This is a genomic window from Mycobacterium decipiens (assembly GCF_963853665.1).
Classification (GTDB): Bacteria; Actinomycetota; Actinomycetes; order Mycobacteriales; family Mycobacteriaceae; genus Mycobacterium; species Mycobacterium decipiens.
In genome coordinates, this window is record NZ_OY970459.1 from 4540725 (window position 1) to 4554749 (window position 14025).

A 14025-nucleotide genomic window follows, 5' to 3' on the forward strand; every position below is an offset into this window, starting at 1 on the left:
GCCGGATCAAGACGTTGCACCAGGTAAGGAGAGATGATGCCAGCAAATCCACGCCACGTTCTCATCACCGGATCCACATCCGGTATAGGTGAAGCCGCCGCCATCGCTTTCGCCCGCGGTGGAGACACCGTTTACGTCAACGGGCGCGACGCGGACCGTACTGAAGCGGCCGCCGAACGCATCCGCGCCGCCGTCGGCGACGCTGGCGGCGACATCGTCGCGGTAGCTGCCGACATTGCCACCGAGGACGGTGCCGAACAGATCTTCGCGGCCATCAGCAACCTGGACGTCTTGGTCAACAACGCCGGCATATACACCGAATCTGCGCCATTCGAGATTTCCGATGACGAATGGCGTCGACACTTCGAAGTGAATGTGCTCAGCGGTGTCCGACTCACCCGGCACTACGCCCCCCGCATGGCCGAACGCGCCTGGGGCCGGGTCATCTTCATCAGCAGCGAGTGCGCGGTCACCACGCCTCCCGAGATGATCCACTACGGGATGACCAAATCCGCGCAGCTGGCCGTTTCACGGGGATTCGCGATCGGTGTCGCCGGTACCGGTGTGACCGTGAACTGTGTGTTGCCCGGGCCAACCCGTACTCCCGGCGCAGAGGAGTTCTTGGCCAAAATGTACGGCGGCATCCCGTTCGAGGAGGCTGAGAAGCAGTACTTCGCCGAGATTCGCCCGACATCGCTGATCCGGCGATTCTGCCTGCCGAGCGAAGTCGCGAACCTTATTCACTACGTGGCGTCGGAAGGAGCTTCGGCGACCACCGGGGCGGCATTGCGGGTCGATGGCGGGGTTATCGCGACCATTATCCCGTGATGGCGGCGGGACGACACGCTGGATATTCCGCATACACGCATCGCGACGACTACTTTAGTTACGCACCGTTGCTGGTCTAAACCCCGGCTGCCATGCACAACTGTTGGGAGGCAAGATGACCTCGGAAACGTCGTCGTACCGGACCGACGTCTTGATTGTCGGCTCCGGCCCCATCGGTGCCACGTTCGCGCGCAAGCTGGTCGACGGCGGATTGAGTGTCATCATGCTTGATGCGGGTACCCAGCTCTCGGCGCGTCCCGGTCAGAACTTGAAAAACGCCTATATCTACCAGCACAACCCCGATCTGTTCGAACCGGTCATTCGCAGTCATCTGCATCTGTTCTCTATCCCGCCGAGCGCGCGGCCAGATCTCGCGGTCGACCCGTTGGCGTTTCCCGAGTTGGGAACCAACCGCAGCCGCGCCCGCAATGCCGAGAATCCCGACCAGGATCCCTACCGCAACATCCCGGCCGCCGCCGCATGCTACGCCGTCGGCGGTATGGCGACCCACTGGACGTGCGTATGTCCAAGACACCATCCAACAATGGAGCGCTACAACGGGATTACGGCAGGCGATTGGGAGCGCTACTATACCCAAGCCGAACAACTGCTGTCGGTCCAGCAGGGCGTGTTCGACCACTCGGTGCGGCAGCGGCTACTGATTGACGCACTCCGACAGGAATTCTCGGAGCTTCCAGCCGACTACGAGGTGCAGGATCTTCCGCTCGCGGTCAACCAAATCCCCAACAATCCCGGGATGGTGCAATGGACCGGGGTTGACACGATCCTCGGTGATTTGGCGGACTCCGGCGGCGCTGCGGAGCAGTTCAGGATTCTGCCGCAACACCTGTGCACCCGATTGGTTCAAGACGCTGACGGCACACGGATCGCCTACGCCGAAGCACGCGACCTTATCGGTATGCGGGCGGTACGCATCTACGCCGACCGCTATGTCGTCGCGTGTGGAGCCGTGTTGACCCCACAACTGCTGTGGGCATCACAGATCAGGCCGGATGCGTTGGGCCGGTATCTCACCGAGCATCCCACGGTGTTCTGCCAGGTGATCCTGCTTCGTGATCTCGTCGATCAGATCGATGGTGACGAACGATTCGCCGCGGCGTTGGGATCACACCGGCAGCTCTACCCCGACGACACACTTCCCATTCCCGCGCGGGATCCGGCGCCAAACATCTGGATACCCGTCACCGAGGGCCGTCCCTGGCACGCCCAGATCAATCGCGACGCATTTCACTACGCCGACCGGGTACCTCACATCGACACCCGACTCATCATGGACCTACGGTGGTTCGGAATGGTCGATCCCCGTCCGGACAACCGGGTGTGGTTCTCGGATCGGCATTCCGACGTGCATGGTATGCCGCAACCAACGTTCGATTTCAGCTTCAGCCCGGCCGACGCGGCGCGATTGCACGCGATGATGGCCGAGATGCTGCGAGCCGCGCTGGCCATCGGTGGGTTCTTAGGCGGCTCTGAACCGAGTTTTCCGACACCCGGTCTGCCGCTGCACATCTCCGGCACGGTCCGGATGGGGCAGGATCCAGCCACCAGCGTTGTCGACACGAACTCGCGGGTTTGGGGATTCGAGAATCTCTATCTTGGCGGCAACGGTCTGCTGCCGACCGCGACCGCGTCCAACCCGACGTTGACGAGTGTGGCGATCGCCCTGAAAGCAGCGGATCATCTGCTCGAAAAGCCACACGCCACAAGCTGATTGGCCGACCAACTCGCTACTGCCCCACGCCGGAGGAAGCCTTCTTCAGCGTGTCGGCCGCAACTCGCAATCCGTCCAACACATCGAGCTCGTCGTCCTCGTGTTCGATGTTCACCGCAATCGAGGGATTGACTCCGTGTAGCGCGGCGAGGAAAGACGTCCAATAGTCAACATCATGACCTCGGCCAACGGCCACGAACTGCCAGGCGGGATCCGCCGGAGCCTGATTGAGGACATATCGTCCACCCAGCTTTATGGTCGACGGATCGTCCGCGGCTGGAGTGACATACCGGTCGTCGAGTATTCCGTTCAACCGACAATTGACTTCGTTGATGCGTGTGTCTTTAGCCGCGGCATTGAATACTCTGTCGCCGAGATATCTAATGGCTTCAATCGGTTCAATTCCCTGCCAGAATAGATGGCTTGGATCCATTTCTGCGCCGATGTGTTCGCCGTCGGTGCGCTCGATTAGTCGCATTAGCGTGGCCGGGTTATACACAATATTGTGTGGGTGCATTTCGATGCAGACTCGCACATCCGCGGCGCGAGCGCGCCGTTCGACATCCCTCCAGAAAGGAACAGCAACGTCGTCCCACTGATACCGGAGCACGTCCGTAGCCGCACTGTGCCAAGGCTGGGGCATCCAGGTCGGGGCCAGGCACCCGGGATGCGCACCCGGCAGGCCGGACATGGTTACCACGTTCCGCACGCCGAGCAAGCCCGCCAGGTCGATAGCCTGCCAAAGATCACGGACATACACCCCGCGGACTTCGGGATCGGGGTGCAGCGGATTACAATTCACGTTCAACGCGGTGAGCGTGACATCACGGTCCGAAAGTTGTGCAAGGTACTCGTGCCGCGCCCGCGAACTTGCCAGCAATCCATCGACCGGTAGGTGTGGAGCAGTGAGAAAGCCACCGGCATGCACTTCAATGCTGTCAAGACCCAGCTCGCCGAGGACATCCAGGCACTCAACCAAGGTCTTGTCAGGTAGGCACGCGGTATAGACACCGAGTTTCATATCAACCTCCACGCCCGAAATCGAATTTCAATCATTGCGTTATTGCTACCCGAATGTCAAGTTCACCGAGCGGTACAACACCGGTCGTCAACCGGCTCCGAGCGGGAATTGAGAACTGACGTGATCATCAATGGCTCTGGATAATCCGCGTCCGCATTTTGGGACTGCCACGATATGCCCGGAATTTCACACGCACGCTGGCGGTTGGCTGCGGGCACCGCTGTCGCGCCGCGAACCTGCCTTGGCGAACGCCACCGCATCGGCCACCAGTTGGCATGCCGCGCGCTCCTCCTCGGCGACCCGATCGCGGGTCGCGCCGGCGGCTATCAGCCGCCTTCGCGCGAACATCAACGGGTCCAGAAACTGCTCGGAGCCGGCCAGGTCGCGATAGCCGCCACGATCAGATCCGGAGAAATCGATCGTGCGGTAGGTGATCGCTTGGACCAGCGTGGGGCCGCCGCCAGCCCGAGCCCGCAGCACCGCGCTGGTCACACAGTCGCGGACCGCTTTGACGTCGTTGCCGTCGACCGATACCCCCGGCATGCCGTAGGCTGCTGCCCTGCGATAGGCCTGCGGCTCCCGCAGATGCCTGTCCGAGCGCACACTCAGCGCACATCGAATGTTCTCGACCAGAATCACCACCGGAAGTTGCCACACCGCAGCCATGTTCGCGGCCTCGTTGAAGGCGGCCGAGTTCACATCGCAGTCTTCGGTGACACAGAGGGTGATCCCGCCGGTGTCGGCCAGCCACTGCCGGTAGGCGTGTCCGATCGCATACGACGGCGATTGCTTGACTACGCAGGGGCCTGCCGACAGTCCGCCCCGAGGAAAGGCATCGAGCACCTGGTTGTCGCCGCCCCAGATGTCGGCCGCGGTTGAGCCTGTCATCGCCGCGACCATCGGGCCAAGGCGACCGCCAATAGCGACGTGTTGGGCATGTGGACGATGGGTGGTGATCGTGATGTCACCTTCGCCCAGCGCCGCCGCAGCCCCGATACTCACCGCTTCCTGGCCAAAGCCGGCCCGCAGCGGCCCCTTGATCAGACCTTCGGCGCACAACCGCTCCAACGCCATATCAAGCAACCGCAACACACACATCCGGCGATACAGCAGCCGACCGAGCGCAACCGCAGTCGACCCGTCACTTGTGCAGGGCAGGTGACGGCTCCCCGTGCTCAAGGCCGCACCGTGCAAGGACCAGATCCCGTGGTGCGGTGCGCGGGATCGATGGGCGCAACAATGGTCACTAACTCAAGTTAGGATCGCTCGCTCCCGCCGGGGTCCTCCGATCGGCCCGAAACGATGACGAATGCCCCCTCCCCCGATCGGAGGACACCATCCGCGGCGGTTGCACCTAACCTGCCGTAGGACACCACTCCTGAGTCCCGGCTTCCGCCCCAAACGTGCATCCTGCTCCAATTATGGGGTCTGCGGACAACTTTCGTGTCGGCGCTTCCGACGCGGGACTCAAGCCGGCGTCGGCCGGCGCATAGCCTGCGCCAACGGCAGACATAGCGCAGCACCGACCAAACCCACCGCCGCGGTGACCGCCGCGACCAACAAATGACCGCCATGAACCAGGCTGTAGGAAGCTATGAGCGGCGCAACCACCGAAGCGACCGCCAGGGTCATCGACCAAATTCCATGGTAGCGACCGTGGTTGGCGGGCGGAGCGATGCTGTGCACGATGCCGGCCGCAACCACGAACCAAGCGATCTCGCCCGGCGCGGACACAGCCGCGGCCACGGTGAAGCCGAGGGTGGTATGCGCAAGCTCGGCGCCCCCCATGCTCAACGCCGTCCATGCGCCGGCAATGGCGAGGATGTCAAGCCTCGGCCGAAGACGCGCCGCAACCCTTCTACCGAGCCAGGGCGTCATCAGCGCAGTGAGTCCAATACCCGCAGCCGCATTGGCCAATTGCACCCAGCCGAACTCGCCCACACCCAGCCCGCTGTCGGTCATCAACATGGGCACGGTGGCCTGCAAGCCCCTGACCGCCGTCAGCGTCGCCAGGCTGGATACGAACAGCAGCACCAGCCGACCATCGGCAAACGCACGCCGGTAACTGACGTTTCCCGTCCCGGCAGACGTTGCCGAACCCATCAGGGCCGGTGCAATCGGGGCGGCGGGAGGGCGCGCCCAGGCCGGTACGCAGCAGGCCGCGACCAGCGCGGACATCGCACACGCGATTCCGTTGATCCAATACAGCACCGGCACACCCGACCAGCCGGCGAGCAGACCGCCGAGTCCGCCGGTGACCGCGCGGCCAATACTCACGATCCACCCGAACCGCCGGGCGTCGAGTTTCGCCCGCCGCCGTGGATCTGGGATCAACGCGGCGATCGCGGCACCCAAAACCGGGCGCGTCAACAACCACGCCGGTGACCATGGCCCCTACCAGCAACGCCGGGACCGTGCTCGCCTCGGCCATCAGCACCAGTACGGTAGCGGCTACCAGCATGGTGGACACCAGCGTCGCCCGGGCCCCGATGCGGTCCACCAGCCACCCACAGATCACCTGCCCCACGGCCCAGCCCACCCCGAAGGCGGCCAGGACGGCGCCGACGGCACCGGCGGCGTGCCCGCGCCCAGCCACGTGGTAGGCCAGGAGCGGATAGGCGAATCCGGCCGCCCGCACCGCCAGATTCCCGGCCAGCAGCAGCCAGATCACGCCCGGATAGCGCCTCCGTGCCGGAAAGGAACACCAACCCCCGACCAGCTCGGACGGTCACGGCGCGGGGACCTCGATGACCGTCGCGGAACCCATGCCGCCACCGGCACACATCGCCGCGACCCCCACCCCGCCGCCGCGCCGGCGCAGCTCGTGCACCAGCGTCACCAGCATCCTGGCACCCGTTGCGGCCACCGGATGCCCCAGCGAGCAACCGCTACCGCTGACGTTGACTCGGTCCGGATCCAGATCCAGCATCTTCACGGTAGCCACGCACATCGACGCGAACGCCTCGTTGATTTCAAACAGATCCACATCGGATAGGGAAAGTTGAGCGCGGGCAAGCGCTTTCGGGATCGCCTCGACTGGTGCGAGCCCGGTTGCCGCGGGGTCGACTCCCACGGACGCCCAGGACCGCACCCTGCCCAGCGTGGGCAGTCCCAGCCGGTCACTGGCGATGGTCAGCACGGCGGCACCGTCGTTGGCGCCGCTGGCGTTGCCGGCGGTGATCGAGAATCCTTCGATTTCGGGATGCAGCGGTTTGAGTGCGGCCAGCTTTTCGATGCTGGTGTCGCGGCGCGGATGCTCGTCGACCGAGAAGAGACCGTGCGGGGTTTCGATCGGAACGATCTCGTCGACGAAGCGGCCCTCGTCGATCGCGGCGATCGCATTGCGATGTGACCGCAACGCCCACGCGTCCATCTCCGCACGAGTCACCCCGGCGGCAACGGCCGCGTTCCAGCCGACGGTGATCGACATGTCCATATTGGGCGCGTCGGGCCGGTCCGGGTGAGTCGGCGGGAACCAGTCGACCCACTCGCCGTCCACCTGGAACCGCGCTCGCGGCGACGTGGACGCTGAGGCCACGCCCCCGGCGATGAGCAGTTGATCCATTCCCGCGCGCACGCTTGCCGCGGCGCTTTGCACCGCCGCCTGGCCGGCCGCGCAGTGCCGGTTCTGGGCGAGACCGGGCACCGCCGTCAGTCCGGCGGTGACCGCCGCATGCCGGGCGACCACGCCGCCGCCGTAGAGGCCCTCACCTAGGACCACATCGTCGATCTGCCCCGAATCCAGCTTTGCCGCGGCTGCGCTGACCACATGGTGGGCCAGGTCGAATGCGGTGGTGTCGCGCAGCGTTCCTTTCCGGGCGGTGCCAATCGGGGTTCGCAGGGCGGACACGATCACGGCTTCAGGCACGGGTCTTCTCCATTTCGCGGGCACCGTGCGGGTTCGGCAGCCTGCCCGCACACCTAGAGAACATCATTCTCTCAGCTTGAGAGCGCGCTTCGCAAGAAGGGGTGCGGACCTTGCGGCGTGAGCAGACGCAGAATCGCACAATTCCGGCCGGAATTGTGCGATTCTGCGTCTGCTCGTCGGTCGAAATTGGGAGGGCGGCAAATGGAGGGGACAATCGCGGTCCCGGGTGGAAGCGTGTGGTTCCAGCGGGTTGGTGGCGGTCCTGGTAATTCGCTGCTGGTGGTGCATGGTGGGCCGGGCTTGCCGCACAACTACTTGGCTTCGCTGCAACGATTGGCCGACGAGCGGGAGGTCATCTTCTGGGATCAGCTCGGTTGCGGGAACTCCGAATGTCCGTCAGACATTGAACTTTGGACGATGGACCGCTCAGTGGCCGAGATGGACGCCGTGGTGGCGGCCCTTGGCCTGACCCGCTTCCACATCTTTGGCAATTCGTGGGGTGGGATGCTGGCGCAGCAGTACGTGCTCGATACGTCGTCTGGCGCCATCAGTCTCACCATCTCCAACAGCACCGCGTCGATGCCCGAGTTTTCGGATTACGTGGCCGGCTTGAAGTCCGGCTTGGACCCGGCAACTCGATCGGCCATTGACCGTCACGAAGCGGCCGGCACCACCCATGCCGCCGAATACCAGGCGGCGATCCGAACCTGGAACGAGACATACCTCTGCCGTACCCTCCCCTGGCCCACGGAACTCGACGAAGCGTTGCGCAACATGGGAACCGAGATCTTCGAGACGATGTTTGGCCCCAGCGACCTTCGCGTCGTCGGGAACATTCGCAACTGGGACATCGTCAACCGGCTGGCCGATATCGCAGTGCCGACCCTGTTGCTTGCCGGCCGGTTCGACGAATGTTCGCCCGAGCACATGCGGGAAATGCACCGCCGCATCGCGGGCTCGCGGTTTGAGCTCTTCGAGTCGAGTGCCCACATGCCGTTTATCGAAGAGCCGGACCGGTTCGATATGGTGCTGCGCGACTTCCTACGCTCGCACGACATTTGACCGGTGCGGGTCAGTTCTTGCCCGCCGTCAGCTTGGTGATGATCGACCGGAAGTCTTCGGTCATAAACGACTGGTGTTCGGCCGCCAACGCGTAGTCCAGACTGGCCAGGACGGCGCGTTCCAGCGCAATGTTGAGCACGCGCTTGGTGCTCTCGACCGCTTGCTGGGGCAACTGGATGATCCGTTTCGCACAGCTCACTGCCTCCGCGACCGGGTCGGCTGCCACGTGGTTGGCCAGCCCGAGTTCCACTGCCCGCTCCGCGCGGATCCGCGTGCCGGTCAGCGCATATTCCTTGGCCAACATCAGACTGATATGCAGCGGCCAGGTCAGCGGTCCGCCGTCGGCGGCCACCAACCCCACCTGAACATGCGGGTCGGCCAGGTAGGCGTCTTCGGCGATATAGACGATGTCACTCAGGGCGACCAGGCTACAGCCGAGCCCGACGGCCGGGCCGTTGACCGCCGCCACCAACGGAACTCGGCAGCGGGCCATGCCCAGCACGAGCTCGCGCCCATGCGCGATGGTCTTGGCCCGCAGATCGGCATCGACCGCCAACTGGGCGAGATAGGAGAAATCGCCGCCGGCCGAAAACGCCTTTCCGCTACCGGTGAGCACCGCAGCCCGGGCCGTGCGATCGTCGCTCAATCGTGGCCACAGCGCTGCGAGTCCGACGTGCAGTTCGTCGTTGACCGCATTGAGAACATCCGGTCGGTTCAGGGTGATGATCCGCAGCGCCCCGTCGGCACGAACGTCGATTTCGGTGGGCATGCCGTACACGTCAGACTCCCAATCCCAAGATTCGTCTAGCGATGATGTTCTTCTGTATCTGTGACGTCCCGCCCATTACGCTCTGCGCCCGGCTGTACAAGTAGGCGCTAAGCAGGTCTGGATCGCGGGTTCCGCCAATGGCCAACGCGGCGTGCCCGACGGACTGTTCGACCCAGGTCATCAGCAGCTTGTCGAGCGACCCTTCGGGACCGTGCGACACGCCGTCGAGCTGTTCGGACAACCGCCGCCGCACGTGATGGGTCAGCATCTCCGCTTGCACGGCCGCCCACGCGAGCGCTTCGGTGGGCGGACCATCGTTGCGGGCCAACAGGGTTCGGACGAGCTTGTGGTACCTGGCCGCGTACCCCAGCGTGGCGGGTTCACGCTCGTGTCCGACGACGGTCATGGCCACTGCCCAGCCATCACCGGGAGCACCGACCATCCGGTCCGCCGGCACCATTGCGCCGTCGAAGAACACCTGGCCGAATTCGTTGGTGACTCCGTTCATCATCCGCAACGTACGCTGTTGCACGCCAGGTTGTTTCATCGCGATGACGAACGCCGACAGGCCGCGGTGCCGGTTGGCCTCCGGGTCGGTGCGGGCCAGCAGCAGACACCAGTCGGCCACATCGGAGTAGCTGGTCCAGATCTTGTGCCCGTGCACCACGTAGTTTTCACCCTCGCGGGTCGCGGTGGTGGTCAGCGAGGCCAGATCCGACCCGGCGCCAGGCTCGCTGAAACCCTGACACCAGCGCTCGGTGCCGTCGATGATGCCGGGCAGGAAGCGTTGCCGTAGCTCGTCGTTGGCGTGCCTGCCGATGCCGTAAACCAGGTAGCCGACGCTCGGGCGCGGCGGCGTGCCGGCGCGCGCCAGTTCTTCGTCCACGATGATGTCGTACACCGGTGGCAGCTGCTGGCCCCCGTACTCGCGTGGCCAGGACAACCCGAAGAAGCCCCCGCGGTACAGCGCCCGATGCCACTGCGCCTGGCCAGCCCAGTATTCGTCGCCGGAGCCGGAAAATTCGGTTGCGTGCACCGAAAGCCAACATCGCAACCGCTCCCGGAAGCCGGCCTCCTGCGGTGAGTCACGAAAGTCCAAGGTCGATCTCCTCCCACCGTGCCGGCCACAGTTCGGTCGATGTCAGCGCCCGGCGCAGGTAGACATGCACCAGGCAGTCCCACGTGTTGCCGATGCCGCCGTGCACCTGCACCGCGGTCTCGCAGACGGTGCGCGTGGCGCGTGCGCAGTACACCTTGGCGACCCGGGCAGCCCGAAGCGCGTCGACCGGCTCGAGTTCGTCGACAGCCCACGCGGCGTGCCGCAGCACGCTCACCGAACCTTCGATCAGAGCGAGACTTTCGGCCAACAGATGAGCGACGGCCTGATAGGACCCGATCTGTTTGCCGTACTGTGCTCGGATCTTCGCGTAGTCGCAGGCGACGGCGTGCGCGCCGCGCGCATCTCCGACCAGGTCGGCCGTCGTGGCGACCAGCGCAAGAGCGAGCCATCGATCGGCGGCTTCGGTAGACACGTCACCGAGAGCCACCGGCGGGCCCAGGGTGCCCGCACTGGCCCGGGTCAGATCCGCACCGTTTTGACCGCCGTCCAGGTCCACCGCCAGGACGGTGCTACCCGACAACGCTAGGGCCCGCCGATACCCGCGAGCGTCGATCGCCCGCCCGTCAACCGCCACCGTCACGCCCCGGGCGTCGGTGTCGATGTGGCGGGCCAGATCGTCGGCCAGGGCGGGCCCCAGAAATGGTGCGTCCACCAGTCGGCGCCCGAATTCCTCGGCGAGGATCGCTACTTCGGCGCCTGATGCTCCATCGGAGCGCAGCGATCGCCACCCCGCCGCCGCAATCTTCCTGTCCAAACGCGCAATTCGATTCTCGTCGTCGAGATCCGGCACCGATGCCGGCCCCAGATCGTCAGCCAGTTCGGCGGCGGCATCGCGCAGCTGTCGTTGTTCAGCCGTCAGACGCGCATCCATAACGCTCCTTCAGCACACGGCGCAGCACCTTGCCGGAGGGCAGCCGAGGAACATCGGCGACGAAGACCACCCGGCTCGGCCGTTTGTAGGAGGCCAGCTTCGCCGCCACCCGGGCGACGAGCTCGCCGGCATCCACGGGAGCGTGCGTGGCGACCGCGGCGACAACCGCTTCCCCGTTGCCCCCATCGGGGACACCGAAGACCGCACAATCCTTGACGGCGGGATGGCCATGCAGCACGGCCTCGATTTCAGCCGGCGCAACCTGGAATCCGCGCACTTTGATCATCTCTTTGAGGCGGTCGGTGATCCGCAGCCAACCATGTGCGTCGAGCCAGCCGACGTCTCCGGTCCGGTACCAGCCGCCACAGAATGCTTCCGCGGTCGCCTCGGCCGGCAGGTAGCCCGCCATCAGCGACACCGACCGCGCCTGAATCTCACCGACCTCGTCCCCTACCGCCGGTTCGCCGGTCCGTAGCGACACCACTCGCAGGTGCACGCCGCGCACCGGCTGGCCGACGGTGTCGAGCCGGGGGACCGCCAGCGGGTTGCATGCGATGACGGGCAACTCCGTGGTGCCGTACGCGGGAACCCAACCCACGCCGGTCCGCCGGGTCACCGTCTCGGCGATACTGGCGGTGACCGGCGTCGCGCCCCACACGATGAACCGCAGTGACGACAGGTCGTACGACTCGAGGTCCGGGTGCGAGGCGATGGCCAGCGCGATAGGCGCGACCGCCATTTCGACGGTGACGCGGTCGTTTTCGATGTGATGGAGCATCCGGTCGATGTCGAACCGGCGATGCAGCCGCATCCGGGCTCCGGTGCGCAAAACGGTGAGGATGTTGAGCAGGCCCAGGATGTGTGACGGCGGCGTCGCAATCTGGATGCGGTCACGAGCGGTCAGCCGCAGCGCGTCACGCCAGTGCCGAACGGCCGCATCCAACGACGCGTGGGTGTGCCGCACGGCCTTGGGCAGGCCGGTGGTGCCGGAACTGAACACCAGCAGCGCATCGGCGCCCGGTGGCGGCGGGCCGGACGCCGGCTGGCCAGGCGTGATCGGTTCGTCCAGGTGCAGCATCGGCATCAGGCCGGCCAGCACCGAATGGTCACCAACCGCGTGCGCCGGGTTGGTCAGCGCCAGCGCATGCTCGACTTCATCGCGCTTCCACGCGGGGCTGATGAGCACCGCCGTTGCGCCCAACCGCCAGATCGCAAGCAACACGGCGACGAACTCCGGCCGGTTGGCTGCCATCACCGCGACCCGCTCGCCGGCGACCGCGCCGCGTTTGCGTAGCGCCAGGGCCAGCCCATCGGCCGCCGCCTCGAGCTGGGGCAGGCTGAAGCGCCGCTCCTCGAAGTCGAGCACGGCCGGCTCGGTCACGCCGCGGTCCTCTCCAGAGGTCTCGAGAAGATACTATCGTTTGGAGAGAATAGTATTCTCTCCGGTGAAGAATGCAAGTGCAGCAACCGGCCCGGAAAGGTGGTCATCACGGAGCCCGGCACGGTGACCATCCACCTCGAGCGCAAGAAGGTGTCGGTCCCGCTGGTTCCCGGCGAGACGCTGCTGGAGTGCGCGCGGCGGGCCGGCCTGGACCCGCCCTTCAATTGCGAGGCCGGCAACTGCGGAACTTGCCTGGCCAGACTCACCGAGGGACGGGCGACCATGCGGGTCAACGACGCGCTCGACGACGAGGAGGTTGCCGAAGGTTACATCCTGACGTGCCAGGGCGTACCCGATACGCCGTCGATTACGGTGCATTACGAGTAGTCCCGGGGTCGGCGCTACCGCAGTTGCGGGGCAAGCGCGGCGATCATCTCCCGGGTGCGGCGCTTGGATGCCACCAGCTCGTCACGATTGTCGCCGATCGGTAGCAGCCGCACCGACAGGTCGGTCACTCCGGCGTCGGCGAATCGGCGGAACCGGGCCGCGATGGCGTCCTCGTCACCGGCCGCGCAGATATCTCCGACGTCTCGGGCGTCGCCATAGCCGAGGAGTCGCTGGTAGTTGGGCGAGACCTCCGCCTCCCCCAGGATCCGGTTGGCGCGCTCACGCGCCGTGTCGACTTCGGCTGCGCCACACAGACATACGGGCACACCGGCGACGACGCGCGGAGCCCGGCGCCCGGCGCTATCGGCGGCCTTGGTGATCCGCGGCACGACGTGCTCGGCCACGGCGCGTTCGTCGGCCATCCACAGCACGGTGCCATCGGCCCGCTCACCGGCCAACGTCAGCATCACCGGCCCCAGTGCGGCCACCAATACCGGCAGCGGTGCCACCGGACCCAGGTCCAGCGGATTGTGAACCGTGAAGGTGTCGTTCTCCACGTCGACGGCGCCCGGGCCGGTAAACGCCGCGTTTAGCACTTCGAGATAGTCCCGGGTATACGCGGCGGGGCGCCGGTAGGGCAGCCCGAGCATGTCGTCCACGATCCAGTGGTGCGACGGCCCGACACCCAGCGCCAGCCGGCCACCGGTGGCGGCGTGCACCGACAAGGCTTGACGGGCCAACGCAATTGGGTGCTGAGCCTGCAGTGGAACGACGGCGGTGCCCAGTTCGATCCGGCCGGTGCGAGTCCCCATCAGGGCCACCGCCAGCAGCGCGTCGAAGTCGCTGGGGATCTGCGGGATCCAAGCGCTGTCCAGGCCAGCGGTTTCGGCCCAGTCGATGTCGGCCAGCATCCGGGTGACCTTGCGCGTGGAATCGCCTCGCTCTGGGCCGATCATCACTCCGACCCGCACGGTACCTCCACGGCC

Annotated in this window: 12 protein-coding genes and 1 pseudogene; 4 read left to right on the forward strand and 9 right to left on the reverse strand. The window is 65.5% G+C overall.

The genetic code is table 11. The annotated features are described in order from the left end of the window. Positions 1 to 36 precede the first annotated feature (36 nt). Both AADZ55_RS19970 and AADZ55_RS19975 read left to right on the forward strand, forming a co-directional pair. Positions 37 to 828, forward strand: coding sequence for an SDR family NAD(P)-dependent oxidoreductase (locus AADZ55_RS19970; RefSeq protein WP_242670196.1), 792 nt, complete (start codon positions 37 to 39; stop codon positions 826 to 828). A gap of 115 nt (positions 829 to 943) precedes the next feature. Then, a complete protein-coding gene (locus tag AADZ55_RS19975; protein WP_085326273.1) occupies positions 944 to 2560 on the forward strand; it encodes a GMC oxidoreductase in 1617 nt (538 codons plus the stop codon). A gap of 16 nt (positions 2561 to 2576) precedes the next feature. Here the strand turns inward: AADZ55_RS19975 and AADZ55_RS19980 are convergent, their stop codons facing one another. From AADZ55_RS19980 to AADZ55_RS19995, 4 genes and pseudogenes are all read right to left on the reverse strand, one after another. Further along, positions 2577 to 3581 (reverse strand): sugar phosphate isomerase/epimerase family protein, encoded by a 1005-nt coding sequence (locus AADZ55_RS19980; RefSeq protein ID WP_085326271.1) that lies wholly within the window; start codon positions 3579 to 3581, stop codon positions 2577 to 2579. Positions 3582 to 3767: 186 nt separating this feature from the next. Next, positions 3768 to 4739 carry a thiamine pyrophosphate-dependent dehydrogenase E1 component subunit alpha gene (locus AADZ55_RS19985; RefSeq protein ID WP_119185031.1) on the reverse strand — a complete coding sequence of 324 codons (972 nt, stop codon included), beginning with the start codon at positions 4737 to 4739 and terminating at the stop codon, positions 3768 to 3770. A 309-nt stretch (positions 4740 to 5048) separates the two neighbouring features. Next, positions 5049 to 6300 (reverse strand): annotated as a pseudogene (locus tag AADZ55_RS19990) (MFS transporter). A gap of 9 nt (positions 6301 to 6309) precedes the next feature. Then, entirely contained in the window at positions 6310 to 7449 is a 1140-nt protein-coding gene (locus AADZ55_RS19995; RefSeq protein WP_085326267.1) for a thiolase family protein, read from the reverse strand. Between the two features lie 201 nt (positions 7450 to 7650). On the opposite strand from AADZ55_RS19995, the gene AADZ55_RS20000 reads away from it, so the two are divergent. Then, complete coding sequence (locus AADZ55_RS20000; protein ID WP_085326265.1) at positions 7651 to 8511, forward strand: proline-specific peptidase family protein; 861 nt, start codon at positions 7651 to 7653, stop codon at positions 8509 to 8511. A gap of 10 nt (positions 8512 to 8521) precedes the next feature. Here the strand turns inward: AADZ55_RS20000 and AADZ55_RS20005 are convergent, their stop codons facing one another. The 4 genes from AADZ55_RS20005 to AADZ55_RS20020 are packed head-to-tail and all read right to left on the reverse strand — an operon-like array spanning position 8522 to position 12652. Then, entirely contained in the window at positions 8522 to 9289 is a 768-nt protein-coding gene (locus AADZ55_RS20005) for an enoyl-CoA hydratase/isomerase family protein (RefSeq protein ID WP_085326263.1), read from the reverse strand. Position 9290: 1 nt separating this feature from the next. Further along, a complete protein-coding gene (locus tag AADZ55_RS20010; protein WP_085326260.1) occupies positions 9291 to 10379 on the reverse strand; it encodes an acyl-CoA dehydrogenase family protein in 1089 nt (362 codons plus the stop codon). Continuing rightward, positions 10366 to 11271 carry an acyl-CoA dehydrogenase family protein gene (locus AADZ55_RS20015; protein WP_085326335.1) on the reverse strand — a complete coding sequence of 302 codons (906 nt, stop codon included), beginning with the start codon at positions 11269 to 11271 and terminating at the stop codon, positions 10366 to 10368. The genes AADZ55_RS20010 and AADZ55_RS20015 overlap by 14 nt, the downstream gene beginning before the upstream one ends. Beyond that, the gene (locus AADZ55_RS20020) at positions 11249 to 12652 is read right to left on the reverse strand and encodes a class I adenylate-forming enzyme family protein (RefSeq protein ID WP_085326258.1); all 1404 of its coding nucleotides are present in this window, start codon (positions 12650 to 12652) and stop codon (positions 11249 to 11251) included. The genes AADZ55_RS20015 and AADZ55_RS20020 overlap by 23 nt, the downstream gene beginning before the upstream one ends. A gap of 99 nt (positions 12653 to 12751) precedes the next feature. Between AADZ55_RS20020 and AADZ55_RS20025 the strand changes: the two genes are divergently transcribed. Next, the gene (locus tag AADZ55_RS20025; RefSeq protein WP_242670195.1) at positions 12752 to 13039 is read left to right on the forward strand and encodes a 2Fe-2S iron-sulfur cluster-binding protein; all 288 of its coding nucleotides are present in this window, start codon (positions 12752 to 12754) and stop codon (positions 13037 to 13039) included. 14 nt (positions 13040 to 13053) lie between these two features. Here AADZ55_RS20025 and AADZ55_RS20030 read toward each other — a convergent pair whose 3' ends face one another. Next, complete coding sequence (locus AADZ55_RS20030) at positions 13054 to 14010, reverse strand: LLM class F420-dependent oxidoreductase (RefSeq protein WP_085326256.1); 957 nt, start codon at positions 14008 to 14010, stop codon at positions 13054 to 13056. Positions 14011 to 14025 lie beyond the last annotated feature (15 nt).

What these genes read in the sequence shown, in the direction of transcription:
- AADZ55_RS19975 (WP_085326273.1), top strand. Translation starts at nt 944, where the DNA reads ATGACCTCGGAAACGTCGTCGTACCGGACCGACGTCTTGATTGTCGGC.
- AADZ55_RS20015 (WP_085326335.1), bottom strand. Translation starts at nt 11,271, where the DNA reads ATGGATGCGCGTCTGACGGCTGAACAACGACAGCTGCGCGATGCCGCC.
- AADZ55_RS19980 (WP_085326271.1), bottom strand. Translation starts at nt 3,581, where the DNA reads ATGAAACTCGGTGTCTATACCGCGTGCCTACCTGACAAGACCTTGGTT.
- AADZ55_RS19970 (WP_242670196.1), top strand. Translation starts at nt 37, where the DNA reads ATGCCAGCAAATCCACGCCACGTTCTCATCACCGGATCCACATCCGGT.
- AADZ55_RS20000 (WP_085326265.1), top strand. Translation starts at nt 7,651, where the DNA reads ATGGAGGGGACAATCGCGGTCCCGGGTGGAAGCGTGTGGTTCCAGCGG.